Genomic DNA, 24,754 nt, shown 5'->3' on the forward strand with positions numbered 1-24,754 from the left:
ATGTCAAAGAAACCAGTTATGCTAATGATTTTAGATGGATTTGGAATATCAGATAAAGTAGATGGAAATGCAGTAACTGCAGCTTATAAACCAAACTTTGATAGATATTACAATAATTATCCTAGAACTGAGCTTGGGGCCAGTGGTTTGGATGTTGGTCTACCAAGAGGACAAATGGGTAATTCAGAGGTTGGACATTTGAATATAGGCGCAGGCAGAATAATATATCAGGAATTGACAAGAATAACTAAAGCAATAGAAGATGGAGATTTTTTTGAAAAAGAGGAATTTATAGATGCTATTGACAAGGCTATTAAAAGTGGAAATTCACTGCATATTTTAGGACTTCTATCAGATGGCGGGGTTCATTCTCATATTGAACATCTTAAGGCTCTTATTAAACTTGCAAAGAATAGGGGACTTAAGAAGGTATATATTCATGCTTTCCTTGATGGAAGAGATGTTCAGCCAGGTTCAGCTAAGGATTATATTATTGAGCTTGAAAATTATTTAAAAGAAATTGAGATAGGAAAAATAGCAACTTTATCCGGAAGATATTATGCTATGGATAGAGATAAGCGATGGGAAAGAGTACAACTTGCTTATAATGCCATTGTATTAGGTGAAGGAGAAACAGCAGCTTCAGCTTTAGAAGGTATTGAAAAATCCTATCATGACAATAAAACAGATGAATTTATATTACCAACAGTAATCTTAGAAAATGGTAAGCCTACAAGCAAAATATCAAATGGAGACTCAGTAATTTTCTTTAATTTTAGACCTGATAGAGCCAGAGAAATAACAAGAGCAATAAATGATAAGGTGTTTGATGGATTCAAGCGCGAAGCTTTAAACTTAAATTATGTTTGTATGACCCAATACGATAAGACACTAGAAAATGTAACAGTTGCTTATAAACCTGAATCCTATGCAAATACCCTAGGAGAATATGTAAGCAAGTGCGGCAAAACTCAGCTTAGAATAGCCGAAACTGAAAAATATGCCCATGTAACCTTCTTTTTTAATGGCGGTGTTGAAGCTCCAAATAAAGGAGAAGATAGAGCGCTTATTCCATCTCCAAAGGTAGCAACCTATGATTTAAAACCTGAAATGAGTGCCTATGAAGTAACTGAGGAACTTTTGAAAAGAATTGACAGTGATGGATACGATATGGTAATCTTAAACTACGCAAATCCAGATATGGTTGGGCACACAGGTGTATTTGAAGCTGCTAAAAATGCTATTGAAGCTGTTGATGTATGCCTTGGAAGAATTGTAGAAAAGGTATTAGAAAAGGATGGTACAGTTTTCATTACAGCAGATCATGGAAATGCTGAGCAAATGATAGATTATTCAACTGGAGATCCTATGACAGCCCATACAACTGATCCAGTTCCATTTATTTATGTTTCAAAAGAGGCAATAGGAAAAGAATTAAGGACAGGTATTTTATCAGATATAGCGCCTACTATGTTAGGTGTGATGGGACTTTCAGTTCCAGATGAAATGACAGGTAAATCATTAATAAAATAATTAGAGCTAATATACTGCAAGGTACCTGTAAATTTTATTTATAATAATACAATTTACTGTATCTTGCAGATTATATACATATTTGAAAGGAGTTTTTAATAATGAAAATTCATGTTGACATTGTAGATGTAACTGCAAGACAAATTCTAGATTCAAGGTGCTTCCCAACTGTAGAGGTTGAAGTTACTCTTGAGGATGGAACAATCGGCAGAGCTGCTGTACCATCTGGAGCTTCCACTGGTATATTTGAAGCTGTAGAATTAAGAGATGGAGATAAAGCAAAGTTTAATGGTAAAGGCGTATTAAAAGCAGTAGATAACGTAAATAATACTATTGCTCCAGAATTAATCGGAATGAATATCTTCGATCAAGTTTCTATTGATAAAACTATGATCGAATTAGATGGAACTAAAAATAAAGGTAGACTTGGTGCAAATGCTATGCTAGGAGTTTCACTTGCTTGTGCACATGCAGCTGCTAATTACTTAGGACTTCCATTATATCAATATGTAGGTGGAGTTAATGCAAAAGTTCTTCCAGTTCCAATGATGAACATAATCAATGGAGGAAAACATGCTGATAACAACGTTGACCTTCAAGAATTTATGGTTATGCCTGCAGGTGCAGCATCCTTTAGCGAAGCATTAAGAATGAGTGCAGAAGTTTACCATGCACTAAAATCATCCTTAAAAGCTAAGGGTTATGAAACTGGCGTTGGTGATGAAGGCGGCTTTGCTCCAAACTTAAAATCCAATGAAGAAGCAATTCAAGTTATAATTGAAGCTATAGAAAAGGCTGGATATGTTCCAGGAAAAGATATTTATATAGCTCTAGATCCAGCATCCTCTGAGTTATTTGAAGATGGAAAATATAATTTAAAGGGAGAAGGAAAAGTTCTTACTCCTGCCGAAATGGTAGATTTCTATGTTGATCTAGTTAATAAATACCCAATAATCTCAATTGAAGATGGTATGGCAGAAGAAGATTGGGAAGGTTGGAAGCTTATTACTGAAAAGCTTGGCAGCAAGATTCAATTAGTAGGTGACGATTTATTCGTAACTAATACAGAAAGACTTCAAATGGGTATTGAAAGAGGAACTGCTAATTCAATTCTAATAAAGCTTAACCAAATTGGTACTTTAACTGAGACTTTAAATGCAATTGAAATGGCTGAGAGAGCTGGTTACACAGCTGTAGTTTCCCATAGAAGCGGTGAAACAGAAGATACTACAATTGCAGATTTAGTTGTAGCTATGAACGCTGGTCAAATTAAGACTGGTGCACCTGCAAGAAGTGAAAGAGTTGCAAAATACAATCAGCTACTTAGAATTGAAGAAGAACTTGGAGATATGGCAGAATATAGAGGCTTAAAAGCATTCTACAACATTAAAAAATAGTACAAAAATATGTGGAGCTTAACTGCTCCACTTTTTTTTGGAAATTTATATATTTTATTAAGTTGTAAAATATTTGATACTATGATACAATAGCATTACATGATTGTATGGGAGGTATTTTTAATGCGTATTGCACTTATAATTGCTCTTGTAATTATTTCCATAATTTTAATTGTATCTGTGCTTATGCAGCCAAGTAAATCCAACGGCCTGTCAGGGTTTATAGGTGGAGGAACTGCTGATACATATTACAGTAAAAATAAAGCAAAGTCTTATGAAGCTATAATGGCTAGAGTTACTGTAATAACCGCTATTTTATTTGCATTAGATGTAATTGCCTTAAGTTTGGTAAAATAATAGATTAGCTAAAAGTATAGTCCTGGACTGTACTTTTTTATTTTTATAAAATTAATTGGATAGCTTTACTATTAATGTGAATATATTTTTTGTTTATACCAAAAATAGAATATATCTATTTTTATAGGAGGTTAAAGCCCTAAATGGGCTTTAACGGGTAATTTATGAGCGGAGCGAATGTGGTTAATTACCCCGTCGTGACCACAAAAAGGAGGTAAATGTCCTAAATGGACATTTACGAGCAATTATCGAGCGGGAGCGAGAGAGCTTAATTGCTCAGTGTTTCCGACTAAAAGGAGGAAAATTTTGAATATAAGAGAAGCTGTATTGGAATTAATGAGAGAAAAAACTTATAAACCTATTTCGTTATATGAAATTGCTAGTACACTTAATATTAGTAAAGAAGATATAAGGGTTTTTGAGGATGTCCTAGTGGATATGGAAGCAGATGGCGACTTAATAAAGATTAAGTCCAATTTATACGGATTGCCTGAAAAAATGGGTCTAGTAGTAGGAAAGCTCCAGGGACATCAAAAGGGCTATGGTTTTGTTATACCAGAAAATGGCGAAGCAGATGTATTTATACCTATTGCTAATATGTATGGAGCAATGCATGGTGATAAAGTTATTGCAAAGGTTTTAAAAGAGGAAAATAGCGGAAAGAGAAGAGAAGGAGAAATTGAAAGAATACTACAAAGAGCTAATAAAAACATTATCGGTACCTATGAAGACAGTAGAAATTTCGGCTTTGTGGTTGCAGATGATAAGAGGATTCATCAGGACATATTTATTCCAAAGAATTTTAGAAGCGGTGCTAAAACAGGTCAAGTAGTTATGGTTGAGATTATCTCTTGGCCAGATGGAAGGAGAAATCCTGAGGGTAAGGTAAGACAGATATTAGGCAATAAAGGAGACAAGGGAATAGATATATTGACAATAATCAAAAAATATGGTCTTCCTGAGGAATTTCCTCCTAAGGTGGAGTCCTTTGCAGAAAATATACCTGATACAATTCCAGGTGAAGAATATTCTAGAAGAGAAGATTTAAGACAGCTTAATTTAGTAACTATAGACGGGGAAGATGCAAAAGATTTAGATGATGCTGTATCTATAGAAAAGTTAGAAAGTGGTAATTATAGACTGGGAGTACATATTGCTGATGTATCACATTATGTAAGAGAAAAAAATCCACTAGACAGGGAAGCGCTTAAAAGAGCAACTTCTGTTTATCTTATTGACAGAGTTATTCCCATGTTGCCCAAAAAGCTCTCAAATGGTATTTGCAGCTTAAATCCAAAGGTTGATAGATTAGCACTAAGCTGTTTCATAGAAATTGATAAAAGCGGAAAGGTGTTAGATCATAGGATAGTTGAAAGCATAATAAAGACTAGGGAAAGAATGACCTATACTGATGTAACCAAAATTCTAAGGGATAAAGATGAGGAACTTATTAAGAGATATGGTTATCTTTATGAAGACTTTAAGCTCATGGAAGAACTATGCAGCGTACTATACAAAAAAAGAATGTCAAGAGGCGCAATAGACTTCGACTTTGATGAAAGTAAGATTATTTTAAATGATAAAGGAAAACCAATTGATATTAGCCCTTATGAAAGAGAAATAGCAAACAGGATAATAGAAGAATTTATGCTCGTTTGTAATGAAACTATTGCAGAGCATATTTTCTGGGCAAATATACCTTTTGTATATAGAGTTCATGAAGACCCAGATGAAGAAAAATTATCTAACTTCCATGAATTTGTCCATAACCTTGGCTACACAGTAAGATGGAGTAAAGAGGTACACCCTAAATCGCTGCAGGAGATAATTGAAAAAGTTAAGGGGAAAAAAGAAGAAACTGTGGTAAGCACCTTACTACTTCGTTCTTTAAAACAAGCGAGATATTCCCCTGAATGCAGTGGACACTTTGGCTTAGCAGCTAGATATTACTGCCACTTTACATCTCCAATAAGAAGGTACCCTGACCTTATTATTCATAGAATAATAAAAGAATATATAAATGGTAAGATTGATGATAAAAGGATAGAGAGACTCAATAAAGAGGTGGAATATGCTTCAAAGCAATCCTCAGAGATGGAAAGAGTTGCACAGGATGCTGAAAGGGAAGTTGATGATCTTAAGAAAGCCGAGTATATGGCTGAGAGAATTAATGAAGAATATGAAGGCATTATATCTTCTGTAACAGGCTTTGGCTTTTTTGTGGAGCTACCTAATACTATTGAGGGACTTGTTCATATGAGTAATCTAGATGATGACTATTACATTTATGATGAAAAACACTTAAGCTTAATAGGTGAGAGAACGAAAAAAATCTACAGGCTCGGAGATGAGGTAAAAGTTAAGGTCTCAAAAGTTGATATAGAATTTAGAGAAATTTATTTTGAACTCGTTTATGAAGAGAAAGAAGAAGAAGGCAAGAAAAAGCCAGAAAGCAACATAATATCAGTAGAGGAATTCGAAAGTGAAAATACTTTAAATTTAAGTGAAAATATGGATTAAGCTTAATTTGAATGCAGCAGCAGCCTTCAATGTATATAAACGGCTGCTGCAAAACTTTTTATATTTAAATTTAATATGAAACAATTCGTATTGCTTTATATTATTATTGTTATTATAATATAATAAAGTATTACAATTATAATTACAGATACAAAGTTGGTGATTTATATGGCGAAGGATGCAGGTAATAAAACTGTTGCAGAAAATAGAAAAGCAAGACATGATTATTTTATTGAAGAAGCGATGGAAGCAGGCATAGAATTGGTTGGTACGGAAGTCAAATCAATTAGAGCTGGAAAAGCCAATCTTAAAGATAGTTATGCTGAAATAAGAAATGGAGAAGCCTTTGTTAGAAATATGCATGTAAGTCCTTATGAAAAAGGTAATATATTTAATAAGGATCCTCTTAGAGATAGAAAGCTTTTGCTTCATAAAAATGAGATTATAAAGCTGGCGGCTCTATCAGCTCAGCAGGGGTATACCTTAGTCCCACTTTCTTTATACTTAAAAAATGGTATTGTAAAGGTATCTCTTGGCGTAGCCAAAGGTAAACATAATTATGATAAAAGAGATGATATGCTAGAAAAGGCTGCTAAAAGAGACATTGATAGACAAATGAAGGAAAAATCGAGATATTAAATATTTAATTTTAACTTTTCCTTTATTTAAATATTGATTATGATTATAATATGCTGTATTATAATAAATGTACTTGAGGCAAGAGAGTATACAAAAACTTAATATAAGATACACTTTAATCTCTCTATGCACTCCACATAATATGGGGGCGTGCTTGGTTTCGACGGGGGTAAGGGGTATCTAGGAAGCGAGTGGAGGGAACCTGTGGACCCGCCTTAAAAAACTATGGGACTAAATATAAACGCAAATAACGATAATTTAGCTTTAGCAGCTTAGTCTGCTAACGTCAGCCCGGTAGGACCGCGGACCGGAACCTGGCGTCGACAGCGGTGAAACGAGCCCTAGTAAGCTTTGCCTAGGGAACGGGAATAATGAAGCTACTGAAACCAGAAGCCTGTCCTTGGGCGTCTGGCAGAGGGAATGTTAAACTAAGGACTGCACTCGGAGATGCTTAGGTATAACTGCTTTCGGACAGGGGTTCGACACCCCTCGCCTCCACCATACATAAACAAAAGCTCAGCATGTTGCTGAGCTTATTTTAATTGCATGAATTCTTCATAAAATTGTTTCTTTTGCTTAAGTAATTCGTTTGAATACCGTCCATTTCTTGGAGTTATTAGTTTATAGTCATTAATAATCAATTGAGCTCTTTTCTTTTTAGTACATTAATGAAATGTAATATTGGGCTTTGTGATATTATAAATTTCCTAAGTTTTTAAAAGTATTACTATCACAACTAAAACCACAACTACATCTGGTATCACCAAATTTTAGAGAATAGGCCTGTGAAAGTTCAATATTAGATTTAACAACATTTTTAGCAAAATTTTCATTATCTTCCGAGATCTTTTTTAGAGCATGGGCTTTTTCTTGAGTATCTATTATAGCACCAACTGGAATATAACTTTTAGCAGGAACTCGAACTCCATTTGTTATAATAGCTCCTAAATCGATGTAACAATAATCTTCTACAATAGAATTGAAAATTATAGCATTAAATCCTACAAAAGTATTATTTCCAACAATGCATGGACCATGAATTAAAGCTCCATGGGCAATACTAACTTCATTTCCTATGTAGATAGAATATTTCATTTTATTTACAGTAAATTTCATATCTTTCAAACCATGTAAAATTACACCATCTTGTATATTAGTTTTATTTCCAATATGAAATGGTGTACCTTCATCAGCTCTAATTGTCACATTACATCCAATAAATACTTCACTTTTTATTTGGACATCTCCAATAATACTGGAAAAAGGACCGATAAAAGCAGTTTTATCAATTGTAGGATATACGCTATTAGGATTAAAAGATGTAGGAGGATTACTTGTAACAAAATATGAATAAAGATTAGTTGGTCCTACAGGCTTATAGCTAATAATTTTATATTTATTCATAGTATATCTCCTAATAATTTATTACTATATGTAATATTATTAAGTCTGGTTATCACTTTTTTTATTGGATAAATAGTACTATTATATTCTATGAATCAGTGTTAATTATGTTACAGAATTAATATAATAATTTATAAAATCTAATGTTGAAAAGTAAATATTACATTTATAGATAAAATATAAAAATAAGAAATAATGTTAATTTAAACGAACTAACTCCATACAAAGATAGGATTAATTCATAATAAATAATTAAGCTAAATATATTATAAAAGAAAATGATATTATATCGGGAGCACTCAATGTATGATTTAAATATTATCGGCAGAAGCTTACCAAGAAAGGAGTCTTTAGATAAAGTAACAGGTGCAGCAAAGTATACAGATGATTATGAAGCCGCGGGACTTTTGCATGCAAGAATGGTAACAAGTCCATATGCACATGCAAAAATAAAGGCCATTGAATATGAAGCTTCACTAGGAGTTCTTGGAGTTAGGGCAGTATTAACAGGGAAATACTTTCCTCGGCTGATTGGATCTACTATTATTGATAGACCTCCCATAGCTATAGATAAAGTAAGATACAATGGTGAACCCGTGGCTGTGGTCATAGCTGATAGTGAGGTTCAGGCTGAGAAAGCTGTTCAAATGATAAAAGTAGAATATGAACCATTACCGGTAGTGAATTCTCCTAGTGAAGCGCTTAAAGAAGATTCACCCCTTGTTCATGAAAAACTTGATGAGTATGAGATTATTGATGAAGTTTTTCCAGAGCCTAACACAAATATCGCTAATCGAACAAAGATTAGAAAAGGTGATATACAAAAAGGGTGGTATGAAAGTGAAATAACAGTGGAGGCAAGCTTTTCATTTCCGCCTTCTGATCATGCCGCTATGGAAACAAGATCCGTAAGGGCAGAGATTTTACCAGATGGAAGAGTTATTATATACTCTTCTTCTCAGGCTCCCTTTACCATAAAAGCACTTATAAGTCATTTCTTTAATATAGATCCTGGCAAGGTTATCGTTCATGTACCTTTTGTAGGTGGGGCTTACGGAGGTAAAACAGCTGTACAGCTGGAGTTTATTGCCTATTTATGTTCAAAAGCCGTTGGAGGGAGACAGGTTAAACTTACTAATAAAAGAGAAGATGATTTTATTACATCTCCGGTTCATATCGGCCTTGATGCTAGAGTCAAACTTGGATGTACAAAAACTGGGAGGCTTACGGCTGCAGAAATAACCTATTTATTTGATGGCGGCTCATACTCTGATAGAGCTGTAATTATAACCAGAGCAGCGGGGGTAGACTGCACAGGACCTTACAATATTGAAAATGTATGGTGTGACTCACTTTGCATGTACACCAACCATCCTTATGCTGCAGCCTTCCGGGGATTTGGTCATTCTGAACTTACTTTTGCCATAGAAAGAACAATGGATATTTTAGCGGATAAGCTGGGAATGGACCCCTTAGAATTAAGATTAAGAAATGCAATTTTACCAGGAGATACTAGTGCTACACAGACTTTGCTTAATAGAAGCAACTTAGGTAACTTACCTAAATGCATACAAAAGCTAGCTGGACTAATACATTGGGGAGAAGCAGATGAAGCTGAAACTGAGAAGGATAAAGTTAGGGCAAAAGGTGTAAGCTGCTTTTGGAAGAATTCAAATACAGCTTTAAATGCAGGAGGAGGAGCAATTCTAACATTTAATTTAGATGGAAGTATGAATCTTATTTGTGCTGCAGTTGAAATAGGACAGGGAACTAAAACAGCTTTAGCACAAATATTAGCAGAGAAAATGAAAATGAAGGTAGAGCAAGTTCATGTGAAAATGGAAGTTAATACTGAGACTGACACTGATCACTGGAAAACAGCAGCAAGCAGGACTACCATGCTGATTGGAAGAGCAGTTTTAAGGGCAGCAGAGGATGTCATTAATCAACTATTAAGCATAGCTGCTGTTGCTCTAAGGTGTTCGCAAGCTGAACTAGAAGTTGGTCGTGGAAAAGTATTTTTTAAAAGTAATCATCAAATAGGAATAGAAATCAGCAAAATCGCATTTGGTTATACTTTCCCCAATGGAAATACTATTGGAGCACAAGTTATTGGAAGAGGAAGTTATGTTCTTGAGAATCTAACAAAATTAGATACTGAAACCGGTAAAGGCAATCCAGGACCAGAATGGTCTGTAGGAGCAGCAGCTGTAGAGGTAGAGTTTAATAAAAAAGAATATACCTATAAAATTCTAAAGGCTGCCTGTGTTGTTGATGCAGGGAAAGTTATTAATGCAGCAGCTGCAAGGGGACAGATATCGGGTGGCATGAACTTGGGGCTAAGCTTTGCTAGTCGTGAGGCATTTTTGTTTACAGATAAAGGCATTATTCAAAATAAGCAGCTAAGAACATATAGTATTTTGAGACTTGGTGAAAATCCAGAGTACCTTGTAGATTTTGTAGAAACTCCATATTTAGAAGGACCATATGGTGCAAGAGGAATTGGAGAACATGGTGTAATTGGTATGCCTTCAGCACTTGCAAATAGTTTATCCTGTGCAGCAGATAAACCTCTTAATCAGCTGCCACTCATACCCGAATATATTTGGAAAGAAATAGAGGGAGGGCATAAATGATTGCATTTAATTTTGACTACTATAAACCTGATTCGTTGGATGAAGCAGCTACGCTGTATAGAAAGCTTAGTAAAAGTGGAAAGGAGCCTTTATATTATTCTGGCGGTACTGAAATAATTACTATGGCAAGAAGAAATGATATTTTTACAAAGGCAGTAATAGATATTAAAGGAATTCCTGAGTGTAATGTATTTGAAATTAAGGGTAATCAGCTGTTAATAGGAGCTGCAGTAACTCTCACTCATATTGCTGAGAATAAATTAATTCCCTTTCTAAGTGAGACATCGGACTTTCCTGCCAATCATACAGCACGTAATCAGATAACAGTGGGCGGAAATATTTGCGGTAAAATTATTTATAAAGAGGCAGTTTTAGCATATTTGATTGGTGACAGTACTGTTAGTATATATGGAGAAAAAGGTAAACGTATTGTTCCAATAATGAAGGCATTTAATAAAACACTTCAACTTGAAAAGGGGGAGTTTCTTTTTCAATTGTCAATAGATATGAGTTACTCTGATTTACCATTTGTAAGTGTTAAGAAAACTAAACAAGGAAAAATGGAGTATCCTTTAATTAGTATGTCAGCAATAAAAAAGGATAATAATATTCAAATGGCATTTAGCGGGGTTTGCTCATTTCCATTTAGGTCATTAAAAATGGAAGAGTATATAAATAATAAAGCTACTAATAGGAAGGAAAAAATTGAACAGGCAATAAGCCATTTGCCAGCTCCTATATTTGGTAATATTCAAGGCTCTTCTGAATATAAAAGATTCGTATTAAAAAATTTACTAGAGTATACCTTGGAAGTATTGGATGGTGTGGGAAGATGATATCATATATTGAAGAAGCTAAAATAGAACTAGACATAAATGGAGAAAAGAAAAGCTTGATTGTGCGGCCAGCAGATACATTGCTTAGAGTAATTAGAGAAAAATTAGGATTAACTGGAGCAAAACCTGGTTGTGAAAATGGAGACTGTGGTACATGTACTGTACTTCTAGATGGGGTACCTGTTAAATCATGTATAATATTGGCAGTTGAGGCTGTTGGTCATAAAATAATTACCATTGAGGGTTTGAGGGATGAACCCATTCAAAAAGCCTTTATAGAAAAAATGGGTTTTCAATGTGGTTATTGTACTCCTGGATTCATAATGAACTGCTATGCACTTGTAAAAAATAACCCTTATGCAGATGAAGAAACTATTGAAAAATGGCTGCAATCTAATATTTGCAGATGTACTGGATATGAAGAGATAAGAGAAGCTGTGAAATCTGTATTGCTGGTTAATGAATCTAACACTCCTCGCATCAACCAATGAAACCCTTGACTAATTTAATTAGTCGAGGGTTTTCCCTGTTGTTAGAGTATCAATAGAATATTAAACCATTTCACTGTTTTCTTTTAGCTTAGAATACATTCTCTCTTGCTGTTTTGAAGTAAACTGAAAATATATTTCAGTGTTTGAAACAGATTTATGGCCTAGCCACCATTGAAGTTCTTTTATATCCATATCAGATTCAGCAAGATGAACGGCAGTAGTATGCTTTAAAGCGTGAAAATGATGCTTGCTTTTATCTTCTATATTTGCTAGTAAACAATATTTTTTCATTAGGTAATCCAAGGTCTGGCGTGAAATAGGATTTCCCTTTTGGCTTTTAAAAAGCACTTCTGAATTAGAAGTTATTTCCTTATCAATTATATATTTATCTAATACTTCCTTTGTTTTACTATCAAGTCGTATTGTATTATTGCAGCTTCCCTTTAATCTTTTACAATATAACTCGCTTTTCAAAGAATTATAATCCTGCAATTTTATTAAAGCAATTTCAGAGGCTCTTAAACCACATCTGTATGCAATTCTAAAAATAGACAAGTCTCGAATTGAATGAACACTGTCAAGACTTGTAATAGCAATAAATAAATTCTTTGCTTCTTGCTGGGTTAAATATTTTATTCTAGTATCATCATTTCTTGACATAGTTTTCCTCTCTTATAATAAACTAGACAATATAAATATTTTGTCCAATAAATTATAGCATAAAATGTATAAAAAACCAAGTTTTAATAAATAAATTGTAGTTTTGTGGAATTTTTGATTACATCATATGTTATCATTTCCACAAATATACAATCGGATAGCCGTTACTATTAAAAAATAAGCATAATTTAACATGAATTTGTACAAAATATTTATATTGTTCTAATAAATAATACAGTGTAAAAAAATTAATGTCAAAACAAAAATAACACTGAGTTTAATTAAATAAATTAAGTAATATTTATTTTAGCTAATGGGGGAATTATAAAAAATGAGTTGTTCAAAGGAAGATTTGAATAAAAAGATTGAGGGATTAAGAGCCACCTTAAATGAGGTAAGTGCAACTTTGCTGGAATCTGATGTTAGTGAAAATCATAAAGTCATTAGCATAAGTGAAGAAATGGATATTCTAATTAATAAATTTATCTTAGAAAAGTATAACTCCAATAGTAAAAAATAGGACACAAGATATAAATTAAACTCATAGCAAATTTTTCATTACTATAGACAGTTATGATTATTACAATTATTCAGCTAATGAGGAGGAGAATTATGGTTAAAAATTTAAAAATTAAGCACAAGCTATTAACAGCTTTTATGGTAATAGCTTTTTTTATTGGCATTGTAGGCTACATAGGTATAAGCTGTTAAGGAAGCCTTTGAAAATCTATGGAGTAATGGCAGTTAAATACTTAAGTAAACTTTTAATATCTTCGGAAAGGATTTACATATCACAATGGGAAGTATTATAAATATAATTTTATGTATTCTTCAAGAAAAGGATTCAAGAGTAGAGAAGCATTCCAAAAGAGTAAGTAAATTATGTGAAATGCTAGGGGAAGCAATGGGACTGGCTGAAGTAGAAATAAAACAACTTGAGATTTGTGGACTTTTGCATGATATTGGCAAAATAGCAATAGATGATAATATACTTAACAAACCAGAAAGACTTACAGAAAAGGAGTGGAATGAAGTAAAGAAACATCCTGGTATAGCTTTTAGGATATTAAGTTCATCACCAGAGATGAAAGAGATTGCAAAAGGCGTTTTATCTCATCATGAAAGATATGATGGACTTGGATATCCAAAGGGTTTAAAGCAAGATGAAATTCCCTTAATGTCAAGAATAATAGCTGTAGCAGATTCCTTTGATGCAATGACTAGCGAAAGAGTATACAAAAAGCCTTTGCAAAAAGATGCTGCTATTAAAGAACTTATAAAGAATAAAGGTACACAATTTGATCCCTACATAGTGGATAAATTTGTAGAGAGAGTTTTAATTAACATATAAATAAAGATTCATCAATCCCAGTATAGTTCAGAATTAAATAGATAAATTAAGGTTTGAAGATTATATATACAGACATGTTTATAAAATTTAAGCTAAATATAAAATTCCACCATAAATTGCTATGGTGGAATTTTCACATCTATAACTGTATAATTAAGAATATAGTTATGATAATAAAACAGAAACAGGGCTAATCATTAAAGATATATCAGATATGGAGATTATTCAATAAAGTAAAAAAGTAGTCTGAAATTACATGAATAGAAAATAAAATATTAAAATAACTGTCATTAAAAGAGGATTTTGGCATTAAATGTGGTAAATAATATATAAGATTATTTTTTATAAACCACTACATATATTCAAAAAAAATATAATTTTATATATGATAGGAGGTGTTGTTAAATGAAAAAGTTCTACAAGCTTATTGGTTCAGCTTTTTTAGGAATTGCAGCCTTAATTACTATTGTTGGCCCTGTATCATTAAATTTAATTGCTGTTGAAGAAATTCCTGAATCAATGAAGCTTACTCGATAGCTAAAAACAAATTGTTGCCAAAAATAGGGACAGGCTTCTGTCCCTATTAAATATTCAAAGGATGGGTACGATTTTATGTTGATAAGAATTTGTGATGTGCTTAATACTATCATCCAATCATTATTATTTATGTTGATATGCAATAATATTGTTCCAAGGAATTATAAAATATCGAAAATTAAGGTCGTTATTTTAAGTGCACTTATATTTAGCGATGTTTATTTATTTACTACTTATAGTGGTATAAATCCAAATGTTGCAAACTTATTGGCACTGCTTATAATATTATTACTGCTAATCCTATTTTATAGAAAAACCATTATAGATGCTTTTGTAGGTTTTTTCGTAGCATATTTTCTTATTACAATAACTAGTTATTTTACATTAACTATTTATCAATACTATATAAGCAAACTAAATATTAATATTAACCCTGAATTAGGTATGCTTATTTTTGTATACATGCCTGCATTTATATTATATTTATTATTTTATAGATTAAGAAAATATATCCTTGATTTTGCTATGCTTTTAAGGGGGCTTAGACATTCAATAATTATCATACAGATTATGACCTATGCCTTGCTTTTCATAAACATTTTTTTTCTAGACTGGATTACGGAAAATATGAATCCAGTAATTAAGGCTTTTTTATATAGTCTAGCCTTTATGGGCTTTATTTTTGCGGCAATATATTTTGCAAAGATAAATGAGAAATCCAAGGAAGTTGAGGCCTTGAACGAAGCTCTAAATAATAAAATTATTGAACTTAAAAAGATAAAACATGATCATGGAAGTGAAATAAGCAGTATTTATGGAATGTATCGGCTTGGCGATATGGACAGATTAGGCGAACTTTTAAAAAACATTGTAGAAAGAAATCAGGCTTTTACTCCTGCAGTGAATGTTGATATAAAGTCTAATCCACTCGTTGCTCCTGTATTAAATATAGCCGTGAATGCAGGTATTAATGTAATAAATCTTGATAGTGCAGACTATGAAAAATTACCCTTAACAGTAAATGAGTTTTTAATGCTAATTTCAAACATTATAAGAAATTCCATAGATGCAGTGGAAAAGGTTGAAAATCCAATCATTAAGTATAATAGTTACAATAATTCTAAAGAGATTGTTATTATGATAAGTAACAATGGTCCTAATATTCCACAGGAAATTAGAAATAAGATTTTTGAGGCGGGTTTTAGTACAAAAGATAATAGTGGTGATAGGGGATTGGGGCTTAGCATAGTAATGGATATTCTTAACAAATGTAACGGAAAGATTTCTATTAGGGATAATAGAGAATTTGTGCAATTCATACTTGAGATTCCTTACAAAGTCTCATGAAATAAAGAATTTGTAATATAGGGAGAATATCTGTGAGAAGGTTAATTAAAAATTTTGCAGCATTTATTTCTGCAAAAAATGAATATACGAGAGATTTAGAAGAACAATTAGAATACTCTTTAAGAATAACAGTGTTTGAAACCTTAAAGATTTTTGGAATAATATTTTTCTTTAGTATATTTGGACATTCTGTGGAAGCCGCAGTAGCTGTTGGTACAATGGCTATTATTAAGCCTTTTATTGGAGGATATCACGAAGACACACAGGTAGGGTGTTTTGCAGCAGCGTTAGTTATTGTAGCATGCGTTATTTATTTGAGTATTAATCTGAATATTGATCTTATTTCAAAGCTTATTTTAAGCGGTGTATCTTTATATTGTATATGGAATCAGGCACCAGTAATCAATCCTAAAATGACATTAACAAAAGTAGATTTAATAATGAGAAATAGAAAGGTTGGTCTGCTACTCACTGCTCTTTTTATTATTATTTCCATAGTAACATATAGATACAATTCAGTATCTAATTCTATTTTGTGGACAATAGTTATTCAAGCATTGTTAATGTTTAACAAAAGAAGCTTGGATATTACTAAAAAATGTGAATAAGGTTTTGTGGGTACTATTGAAAAAGTCCATATTAAGTCTCTACTCTACTAATTACATTAATTCTACATAAAATGACTAAATTGATTATTAATATTAGTTCAGCAGCATAAAACATTATTAAATGTGAAAATCATAGCATTTAATACAAAATTCTGGTATAATATAGCTAATTGAAATTAAAATGGTAAAGAATTATTTTCTTCGGTTATTATATAATAACTTAAATGAGATAATAGAAAAGTTTGAGGAACTTATGTCATGATAGAAACCATACTTGCTGCTATGCTTGTGGCTAAACTAAAGGGGTACAAGTTAAAACCACTTTTTAAATCTTGGGAGATATATCCTATATTGGTTTTTGCATTTATTTATGTATTTTTAAATACGGAAGTGTTTTTGGGAAAGTACGACTTTATAAAGTATGCTGGCATCTTAGAGAGAGTTTACTTTTGTACTTTCTTCCTTTTAATTATTAAGTATAAGCAATATGTTAATGCTATTATTGGCTCTGCATCTGTTATAATAGGAACAGTATTAAACAAGCTTGCAATTTCAGCTAACAATGGAAAAATGCCTGTTTATCCAAACTTATCTTATATAACTGGCTATATTAAACCTGATACTTTAATGAAAGTTAAAGATATACATGTTATTGGAAATTCCACAAGTAATTTAAAGTTTTTAACTGATTTTATTGATATTGGATACAGCATCTTAAGTATTGGTGATATATTTATAAGAGCTTTTGTTTTTATTATAATTTATGGATGTATTAAAAGTGCTAATAGGATGCAAGTTAAAAAGTTTATCAAATAATTAAAGTAATATTTATAATACTATTTTTAACTAAGGAGAAGAAATATATGTTAGTAAAGGTATCATATGTGGAATTTTTATTAAGGGGAATCCCAGAAGGGTTACTATTTTATTTTGCAGCCTATGCCTTCACAAAACAAAGGATTCATTTAAAGAGGTATTTTCTTTCTTGTATACTTCAATCTGTTATCGTATATCTTATTAGATTCTTACCAATTCAAAATGGAACAGATGCTATATTGAATTTAATTTTACTTATTACGCTATCAGTAATTATAAATAAATTTGAAATTATTCAAGCTATTAGAGCCGGCATTATTATAATTCTGCTTGAGTTTATATGTGAAGCAATAAATGTTTATTTCATTCAGTTTATACTAAAAAAAGATTTGAATCTTCTTTTTAATAATCCTATGCAAAAAATATTATATTCAAGTCCATCTTTGTTGCTATTTGGATGTTTAGCTATAGGTTATTATATAATTTTAAGAAAAAGAAATGAGTTGAAGATTATTTAATATGGAAAGAATTACAAATAATGTTGCTGCCAAAATTGCAGGGGAATTAAAGTTAGATAATGATAATAGGGAAATAATAGCTTATGGTATATTTGCCATAGTAGATATAGCTTTTTCTATATTTCTAGTTATTATTTTTGGACTTCTGTTTCATGTTACATATGAAGCACTTATTATTAGCTTTACAGGAAGCATCCTTAGAAAATACTCAGGTGGTGCACATGCATCTTCCCCAGGTAAATGTGCTACTATAGGAACGGTAATATGTTTAGGATTAGCTTTATTTTTTAAATTTTTACTTGGGTATATAATCACTTTAAGAGTATTATTTATCCTTGGCATAGTAATTTTCGTCATAAGCTATTATTTAATTTATAAGCTGGCTCCAGTAGACAGCCCTTCAAAACCAATTAAAAAGAAAGAAAAAAAAGACAGGATGAAAAAAGGATCCATTTTTGTTTTAAGCAGTTACTTATTACTTGTTATAATAAGCAGTATTATTTATTTTTACACGAAAAATAAAAATTTTATGGTGTATTCTTTATGTGTTTATGGGGGTAGTATGTGGCAGGTATTTACACTAACAAAAGCTGGACATAGTACAGTACATAGCATGGATAAGTTCTTAAGTAAAATATTCATATTTTAAAAAAGGAGGTGAGCAAAATGAAAAAAAGACTATTAGTAATGGTTGCTGCTGTTGCAACATTAGTTGCTTCTTTTGTAGCATCATCAGCTTGTTTCTTCTTTAATTATCAGCCAGAAGAACCAAAATCCTTAAGAGAAGAATAATTATAAGGTCGGTTATCCGACCTTGACATTTTTAAATTTTTACAAGGTAGTGAAAGCATGAGCAAAATTGACGATGAAAAAAAGCAGATAAATGATATAGTATCAGTAGTAAAATTAACTTCGCTTTTATTTTCTGGCATGGGTTTTTTTAAATTTATATTTAATTATTATAAAATACCCTTAGATAATTCAAGTTATACATTAACAATGGGTATAATTGTAATACTGGTGTTCGTTTTATCACTGGTTTATTCCATATGGGCTTTTTCAACTACTAAAAAGTTTAATGAAAAATATATTGCACGAATTCAGTTAATAGAAAACTTACTTTTCGTTTTATTATTCTTAACCATTATTATCATTACAAATGCTCAAAAGAGCGATTTTTAATTTTTGTTCTTATTTATTATTATAACCACTACCATTCAATCAGGTATGAAACAAGGTGCAGTAATTGCAATTCTATCTTCTGCCTTAATATTAACAATGGACTTAATTTATGGCCCTAATTCAGGTGAAAATCTTTACTTTGAAAAAGATTTAATAATAGCGGGAGTTTTTATACTTACAGCATGGACACTTGGATTTTATGTAAAAACTGAAAGTGAACATATAAGGAAGCTTAAAAACCTTGCAAATGAAGATGGACTTACCGAAGTGTACAATCATAGATATTTTCATGAAACTTTAATAGAGAAAATAAAATCTTATGAATTAGACAAAAAACCTATTTCATTAATATTTTTAGATATAGATCATTTCAAAAATTATAATGACCTTTATGGACACCAAAAGGGTGATGAGGTACTGAAAACTATAGGACTTCTTCTAAAAAGCAATGTGAGAGAAGGAGATATTGTTGCTAGGTATGGAGGAGAGGAATTTTCTGTTATACTGCCTGCTACATCAGAACAAGCTGCAATTAAAATAGCGGAAAACATTAGAATAAAAATTCAAGAAACTCCATTTGAAGGTGAAGAGAACCAGCCCCATGGCAAATTAACAGCTTCTATTGGGGTATCGGTTTTTCCCGACAAGGCAAAAAATGATGTTGAGCTAATTAAATCTGCTGATGATGCTCTTTATAGAGCAAAATTCTTTAATAAAAATAGAGTTGAAGTTTATTATTCTATACTAGATGAGTTAAAAGAAGATATAGAAGATAAGCACATAGATCTTATTACTTCAATTAAAACCTTAATAAGCGTTATTAATGCAAAAGATAGATATACCTATGGTCATGTTGAAAGAGTTGTTGTATACAGCAGATTGTTTGCAGAAAAGCTTCAGCTAAGTGTTGAAGATAAGAAAAAACTCATATATGGGGCCTACATGCATGACATTGGTAAAATTAATATTATGGAAGAAATATTAAATAAAAAGATGCCATTAACTAAAGAGGAATGGGAAATATTGAAGCTGCATCCTGAGAATGGAGTGGAGATAATAAAGCCAGTAGAATCTTTAGACGAAATTGCTCCACTGATATTACATCATCATGAAAGATACGATGGAAAGGGATACCCAGATAACTTAAAAGGCGAAGATATACCTTACCTTGCCAGAGTTTTAACTGTAGTTGACTGTTTTGATGCCATGACTTCAAACAGACCTTATTCAAAAAGAAAAACTCATGATGAAGCCATTGAAGAACTAAAAAGCTGCAGCGGTACACAGTTTGATCCAATGATTGCTGAGGCCTTTATAGAAGTTATTGAAGAAAACAATGCTAAAATAATTTAATAGAAGAAAGAATTCTAAGCAAAATAAAAGTCCAGTGGTTTACTGGGCTTATTTTAATTCTAGAATATTTTAATTGTAAGATAATTTTTTTAAAGTCTCAATTCAATAGTTCATAAATTGTTAAACATGATTACAGGAATTGTACTTAATATTCATTGAAACTAATATTGATTTGCATTAAAATTGCAATATATGTAGACTTATAGTATTTTTTTGAATTACTATACAAAATATACAAGTGAAAGGGGGCAATAATATGGATAAAGAGCTGATCTTAATTCTAAAGCTTTTATTAGAAAGAACTTTAATAACTACAAAGGAACTAAAAGATGAAACGGGTTTAACAATAAGACAAATTACCTATAGAATTAATAAGATTAATGAAATGTTAAAGCACCTAAATATACCCCCTATTTCATTAAAATATAATAAGGACATAATTCTTAAGCCAGAAACAAGAGAAGGGATTCTTGAAATAATACAGAAGTATGAATCAGAAAAAAATTACTATTTAAGCAAAGATGAGCGGCTTGCCTTTATGTACCTGACTTTATTTATAAACTTAGATTATTTATCGCTTAATTACTTTATAAATTCAATGAAGGTAAGCAGATCAAGCGTACTTATGGATTTTAAGGACTTAGGGCAGCTTTTAAATGAAAATGGTATCGACATTAAAAATAACCGGACTGAAGGATATTACTTAACCGGTTCAGAGATGGAAATTAGAAGGCTAATGATAAAATTTGTAATTAATACCCTTTCTATCAATAGGGACTGTAAGATTTTCAATCTCTTCATTAAAGAATATAAATTGGATAATTATCAAGTTTCAAAAGAAATTATATCTAAGCTTGCAATAAAACATAATATAACATTTGTAGAAGATAGATTGCAGGAATTTATCTATATATTTATTTTTTTAAAGGCAAGATTACTTTCAGAGAAAACAATTGAATATGAAACTTTGAAGATATCTAACATTTCTGTAATTAGATTAATGAAGGAGTATAATTTTACTGAGGATTTATTATATAGCTTTGAAAATGGTAATAAAATTAAATCCTTTGATGCAAATTATATAAGTGCATGGATTATTGGTATTTCAGTAGGAAATACAAAAGATAAGACAGAGGATATTTCAATAATTACTAAAATAGTAATTAGAATAATGGCAAGATTTCAATCATTAAGCGGGTTTCATTACATGAACTATAATGAAATATTTGAACAGTTATATTCACATTTTAGGCCTGCTTATTATAGGCTTCTATTCAAATTACCAATCTATAACCCCCTTTGTGAAAAGGTTAAAGAAGAATACAAAGAGCTATATAAATTAGTTTATGAGACCATGAAGCCCTTTAGCGAATTATTTGATCAGGAAATACCGGAAGATGAACTGGCATATCTGACTATACATTTTGGTGCAATTTTATTTAACGGAAATGAACCTGTTACTCCTCAAAAGAAGAAAGCATTAATAGTTTGTTCAGCAGGTATTGGAAGTTCTGCAATTTTATACACAGAACTGAAGGTTTTATTTCCAGAACTTCATTTCTTGGTACCAATAGAATTATCAAAGTTAAAAGATATAAGTGAAACGGTTGATATTATATTTACTTCTAATTTTAGTGCTGAGCTTATGGAAATTGAGAAACCACTTATAAAAGTTAGCCCAGTTATGACTTTAAAAGAAAAGTCTCAGGTAAAACGAGAAGTTTATATGCTGCTTGGCAATACATTACTAAAGCAGCCAAGAGTGGAGGAAGTAATGGATATAATAAAGCGATATTCGAAAGTAACTTCCGAAAATTTGCTTCACCATGAATTACAGTCATATTTTTCTCAATTGGAAAATTATAATCCTAAAAATGAAACAGGCCTTTTGTTAAGTGATCTTACTAATGAAAATCTAATTAGATTAAATGTACCAGCACAAAATTGGGAAGAAGCAATAAGAAACTCAGCTTTAGCCCTACTGGAAAACGATAAAATAGCTGCTCCATATATTGATGCAATGATAAGTACTGCTAAAGAATCAGGACCTTATATTGTAATTACAAAACATGTAGCTCTTCCCCATGCAAGACCGGAAGCAGGCGCAAAAGAAACGGCAATGGGTATAGCTGTTTTGGAGCATCCTATTGAATTTGGAAATAAAGGTAATGATCCAGTGAAATATGTTTTCTCTCTTAGTGCGGTAGATCACGAAAGTCACCTTCAAGTAATGGCAGAATTTCTAGAGCTACTTGAAAAAGAAGAATTTTATAAAATTTTAGATAAAGCAAAAAGCCCAGGGGAGATTATGGATTTTATTAAGTCTTATGAATCTAAATAAAATTAATACACGCAGACGTAATTTTATTACGTCTGTTTTTTTAATTTAGTGCATCCAATGTCACTTCTTTATACAAAAGTTGAACCTAAATGAGATTGAAAACAGCAGCTATACAATTTAAAATTACAGACATAGGGTTGGCCTAAGACTGAAAGAAAACAATTACATTGTACTTTTAAAATTGTTCTAACAAACAGCCTTTACTTAAAATTTTTTAAAGGAAGTGAAGATATGAATACAGAGAATAACCAAAAGGAAGCTCTTAAGCAATTCCTTGATACTTTATCTATAGAAACAAAAAAAATTATAGATAACATAGATTTTAATGCATTAGCTTCAGCAGAGAGTTTAATTCTAGCAGCAGAAAAAAATAAGAATAGGGTTCATGTAACAGGAATAGGAAAACCAGGCCATGTATCTGGATATGCTGCATCCTTATTTTCTTCAACAGGCACACCAGCTTATATACTACATGGAACTGAAGCAGTACATGGCTCTGCAGGACAGGTAATGCCTGGTGATGTTGTAATTGCAATTTCTAACAGTGGTGAAACAGAGGAATTAAAGGCAACTGTTACAGCTTTAAAAAATAATGGAGCAAAAATTATTTCTGTAACAGGTAAAAAAGAGTCCTGGCTGGCAAAAGCAGGAGATGTATTTCTCTTTGCTGGAGTAGACGAAGAAGGTGGAGACTTAAATAAGGCACCTCGTTCTTCTATCCTGGCAGAAACAATAATATTACAGAGCTTAAGCGTATTACTGCAGAATGCAAAGGGATTAACCATTCAGCAGTATGGCAAATGGCATCCAGGCGGATCCTTGGGAAAGTCAATTAGAGAAGTCTTGTAAAATTCGTTTGTGAAGTAAATAAGAAGATTAGGAGGAGAAGTATGGAACTAAAAGGTATTATTACTGCAATGGTTACACCTTTTGATGAAAATCAGGAGATTAACCCTAAAGCTACAAAGCAGTTAATTAACAAATTAATAAATGCAGGTGTTGACGGAATATTTATTATGGGAACAAACGGAGAATTTCATTTGTTAACAGATGAGGAAAAGGTAGCCTTTGCAAAACTGGTTATCGATGAAGTTAATAAAAGAGTACCTGTATATGTTGGAACTGGCGGAAACAGTACACGTGAGGTTATAGCATTGTCTAAGAAAATGGAAGCAATAGGTGCAGATGCATTATCAGTAATTACTCCATTTTTCCTTGTACCGACACAAGAAGAAGTAATAAAGCACTATAAGGCAATTGCTAGTGCAGTTAAAATTCCAATAATATTATATAACATTCCAAAGAATACAGGAATGAACCTGGAACCTGATACCATTGCAGAATTGGCAAAGGCTAAAAATATTGCCGGTATAAAGGACAGCAGTGGAAAAATAGAAAATATTCAAAGCTATATAGAAGCTGCAAAAGGTGAGGATTTCAGTGTATTATCTGGCTCAGATTCACTAATACTAAAAGCACTGCAGCTAGGTGCAACTGGGGCAATAGCAGCTACATCAAACCTTCTTACAGAATTGGATGTTTCTATTTATCAGAACTTTTTAAAAGGAGATATGGAAGCAGCTGAGAAAGCTCAAAAGGATATTGACGTACTCCGAGGCGTTCTTAAATTAGGCACTGTTCCATCAATATTAAAAAAGTCTGTAGAATTGTCTGGTATTCCTGTAGGACTTGCAAGACTTCCGGTGACAGAACCAAATGAAGAAACTATAGGTAAAATAAAAGAGATGCTAGTTTATTACAAAATGGTTTAGTTAATAAAAGTAATAACCATAGTCTTCAAGGTGGTTGATTTGGAAATACGGAATATTATTATAAATTATAATCCACCACTGCGAAGTCAATGGATTACACATATATATAAATAATCAAAAAAATATGAAAATATAAAAAGAGAAAGGAGAAAAAAATTATGTTTGAAGCATTAGTAGCTTGTAGAACAGGTATGGGGTCTAGTATGTTGCTTAAGATTAAGGTTGATCAGGTAATAAAGGAAAACGGATACCCAATTACGGCTGTACATTCCAATCTTGACGATTTAAATGCCAAGAAGTGGGACTTTATTGTAACTATGGCAGATATCACTGATGACGTAAAAGATAAGGTTCAATATTGCATAGCAATAAAAAATTTGATGGACAAGAATGAAATCAAAATCGGAATAGAAGGATTTTTAGAATTTGTAAAAAATAAGAAATAGGGGGAAACAG

General features: G+C 31.8%; 23 protein-coding genes, 1 other RNA gene and 1 pseudogene. 23 read left to right on the forward strand and 2 right to left on the reverse strand.

Annotation, left to right across the window (positions count from 1 at the left end):
• The 6 genes from gpmI to ssrA all read left to right on the forward strand — a co-directional run bounded on the left by gpmI (nt 1) and on the right by ssrA (nt 6,947).
• Complete coding sequence (gene gpmI, locus ACJDUH_RS05995; RefSeq protein WP_406764246.1) at nt 1-1,533, forward strand: 2,3-bisphosphoglycerate-independent phosphoglycerate mutase; 1,533 nt, start codon at nt 1-3, stop codon at nt 1,531-1,533.
• Nucleotides 1,534-1,634: 101 nt separating this feature from the next.
• Entirely contained in the window at nt 1,635-2,930 is a 1,296-nt protein-coding gene (eno, locus tag ACJDUH_RS06000) for a phosphopyruvate hydratase (RefSeq protein ID WP_406764247.1), read from the forward strand.
• Between the two features lie 123 nt (nt 2,931-3,053).
• Nucleotides 3,054-3,287 carry a preprotein translocase subunit SecG gene (gene secG / locus ACJDUH_RS06005; protein WP_406764248.1) on the forward strand — a complete coding sequence of 78 codons (234 nt, stop codon included), beginning with the start codon at nt 3,054-3,056 and terminating at the stop codon, nt 3,285-3,287.
• Nucleotides 3,288-3,593: 306 nt separating this feature from the next.
• Nucleotides 3,594-5,807, forward strand: a complete 2,214-nt coding sequence (gene rnr, locus ACJDUH_RS06010; protein ID WP_406764249.1) for a ribonuclease R — start codon at nt 3,594-3,596, stop codon at nt 5,805-5,807.
• Between the two features lie 168 nt (nt 5,808-5,975).
• Nucleotides 5,976-6,446 (forward strand): SsrA-binding protein SmpB, encoded by a 471-nt coding sequence (smpB, locus tag ACJDUH_RS06015; protein ID WP_406764250.1) that lies wholly within the window; start codon nt 5,976-5,978, stop codon nt 6,444-6,446.
• 144 nt (nt 6,447-6,590) lie between these two features.
• Nucleotides 6,591-6,947: a transfer-messenger RNA gene (gene ssrA / locus ACJDUH_RS06020) on the forward strand.
• A gap of 195 nt (nt 6,948-7,142) precedes the next feature.
• Here ssrA and ACJDUH_RS06025 read toward each other — a convergent pair.
• On the reverse strand, nt 7,143-7,850 hold the full coding sequence (locus tag ACJDUH_RS06025; protein WP_406764251.1) for an LbetaH domain-containing protein: 708 nt from the start codon (nt 7,848-7,850) through the stop codon (nt 7,143-7,145).
• A gap of 302 nt (nt 7,851-8,152) precedes the next feature.
• Here ACJDUH_RS06025 and ACJDUH_RS06030 point away from each other — a divergent pair, with 302 nt between their 5' ends.
• Genes ACJDUH_RS06030 through ACJDUH_RS06040 form a run of 3 tightly spaced genes read left to right on the forward strand, consistent with a single transcriptional unit; the run spans nt 8,153 to nt 11,813 of the window.
• The gene (locus ACJDUH_RS06030; RefSeq protein WP_406764252.1) at nt 8,153-10,486 is read left to right on the forward strand and encodes a xanthine dehydrogenase family protein molybdopterin-binding subunit; all 2,334 of its coding nucleotides are present in this window, start codon (nt 8,153-8,155) and stop codon (nt 10,484-10,486) included.
• The gene (locus ACJDUH_RS06035; RefSeq protein ID WP_406764253.1) at nt 10,483-11,322 is read left to right on the forward strand and encodes an FAD binding domain-containing protein; all 840 of its coding nucleotides are present in this window, start codon (nt 10,483-10,485) and stop codon (nt 11,320-11,322) included. Before ACJDUH_RS06030 ends, ACJDUH_RS06035 begins: the two co-directional genes overlap by 4 nt.
• Nucleotides 11,319-11,813 carry a (2Fe-2S)-binding protein gene (locus ACJDUH_RS06040; RefSeq protein ID WP_406764254.1) on the forward strand — a complete coding sequence of 165 codons (495 nt, stop codon included), beginning with the start codon at nt 11,319-11,321 and terminating at the stop codon, nt 11,811-11,813. The genes ACJDUH_RS06035 and ACJDUH_RS06040 overlap by 4 nt, the downstream gene beginning before the upstream one ends.
• Nucleotides 11,814-11,873: 60 nt before the next feature.
• Here ACJDUH_RS06040 and ACJDUH_RS06045 read toward each other — a convergent pair whose 3' ends face one another.
• Nucleotides 11,874-12,473, reverse strand: a complete 600-nt coding sequence (locus ACJDUH_RS06045) for a tyrosine-type recombinase/integrase (protein WP_406764255.1) — start codon at nt 12,471-12,473, stop codon at nt 11,874-11,876.
• 331 nt (nt 12,474-12,804) lie between these two features.
• On the opposite strand from ACJDUH_RS06045, the gene ACJDUH_RS06050 reads away from it, so the two are divergent.
• From ACJDUH_RS06050 to ACJDUH_RS06115, 14 genes and pseudogenes are all read left to right on the forward strand, one after another.
• On the forward strand, nt 12,805-12,993 hold the full coding sequence (locus ACJDUH_RS06050) for a Spo0E family sporulation regulatory protein-aspartic acid phosphatase (protein WP_406764256.1): 189 nt from the start codon (nt 12,805-12,807) through the stop codon (nt 12,991-12,993).
• 276 nt (nt 12,994-13,269) lie between these two features.
• A complete protein-coding gene (locus ACJDUH_RS06055) occupies nt 13,270-13,824 on the forward strand; it encodes an HD-GYP domain-containing protein (protein ID WP_406764257.1) in 555 nt (184 codons plus the stop codon).
• Between the two features lie 405 nt (nt 13,825-14,229).
• Entirely contained in the window at nt 14,230-14,361 is a 132-nt protein-coding gene (locus tag ACJDUH_RS06060; protein WP_406764258.1) for a hypothetical protein, read from the forward strand.
• Between the two features lie 75 nt (nt 14,362-14,436).
• The gene (locus ACJDUH_RS06065) at nt 14,437-15,708 is read left to right on the forward strand and encodes a sensor histidine kinase (RefSeq protein ID WP_406764259.1); all 1,272 of its coding nucleotides are present in this window, start codon (nt 14,437-14,439) and stop codon (nt 15,706-15,708) included.
• Nucleotides 15,709-15,740: 32 nt separating this feature from the next.
• On the forward strand, nt 15,741-16,316 hold the full coding sequence (locus tag ACJDUH_RS06070) for an accessory gene regulator B family protein (RefSeq protein WP_406764260.1): 576 nt from the start codon (nt 15,741-15,743) through the stop codon (nt 16,314-16,316).
• A gap of 258 nt (nt 16,317-16,574) precedes the next feature.
• Nucleotides 16,575-17,132: a DUF5317 family protein gene (locus ACJDUH_RS06075; RefSeq protein WP_406764261.1), complete on the forward strand. Its 558-nt coding sequence runs from the start codon at nt 16,575-16,577 to the stop codon at nt 17,130-17,132.
• A gap of 47 nt (nt 17,133-17,179) precedes the next feature.
• A complete protein-coding gene (locus ACJDUH_RS06080; RefSeq protein WP_406764262.1) occupies nt 17,180-17,650 on the forward strand; it encodes a hypothetical protein in 471 nt (156 codons plus the stop codon).
• A 1-nt stretch (nt 17,651) separates the two neighbouring features.
• Entirely contained in the window at nt 17,652-18,299 is a 648-nt protein-coding gene (locus ACJDUH_RS06085; RefSeq protein WP_406764263.1) for an accessory gene regulator ArgB-like protein, read from the forward strand.
• A 17-nt stretch (nt 18,300-18,316) separates the two neighbouring features.
• Nucleotides 18,317-18,442: a cyclic lactone autoinducer peptide gene (locus ACJDUH_RS06090; protein WP_406764264.1), complete on the forward strand. Its 126-nt coding sequence runs from the start codon at nt 18,317-18,319 to the stop codon at nt 18,440-18,442.
• Nucleotides 18,443-18,499: 57 nt separating this feature from the next.
• Nucleotides 18,500-20,185, forward strand: a pseudogene (locus tag ACJDUH_RS06095) (bifunctional diguanylate cyclase/phosphohydrolase).
• A gap of 256 nt (nt 20,186-20,441) precedes the next feature.
• Nucleotides 20,442-22,526: a BglG family transcription antiterminator gene (locus ACJDUH_RS06100; RefSeq protein ID WP_406764265.1), complete on the forward strand. Its 2,085-nt coding sequence runs from the start codon at nt 20,442-20,444 to the stop codon at nt 22,524-22,526.
• Between the two features lie 231 nt (nt 22,527-22,757).
• Nucleotides 22,758-23,375 carry a KpsF/GutQ family sugar-phosphate isomerase gene (locus tag ACJDUH_RS06105; RefSeq protein WP_406764266.1) on the forward strand — a complete coding sequence of 206 codons (618 nt, stop codon included), beginning with the start codon at nt 22,758-22,760 and terminating at the stop codon, nt 23,373-23,375.
• A 41-nt stretch (nt 23,376-23,416) separates the two neighbouring features.
• Nucleotides 23,417-24,298 carry a 4-hydroxy-tetrahydrodipicolinate synthase gene (dapA, locus tag ACJDUH_RS06110; RefSeq protein WP_406764267.1) on the forward strand — a complete coding sequence of 294 codons (882 nt, stop codon included), beginning with the start codon at nt 23,417-23,419 and terminating at the stop codon, nt 24,296-24,298.
• Nucleotides 24,299-24,456: 158 nt separating this feature from the next.
• Nucleotides 24,457-24,744, forward strand: a complete 288-nt coding sequence (locus ACJDUH_RS06115) for a PTS sugar transporter subunit IIB (protein WP_406764268.1) — start codon at nt 24,457-24,459, stop codon at nt 24,742-24,744.
• Nucleotides 24,745-24,754 lie beyond the last annotated feature (10 nt).

The sequence above is a fragment of the Candidatus Clostridium radicumherbarum genome (genome assembly GCF_045310525.1).
Classification (GTDB): domain Bacteria; phylum Bacillota; class Clostridia; order Clostridiales; family Clostridiaceae; genus Clostridium_AT; species Clostridium_AT radicumherbarum.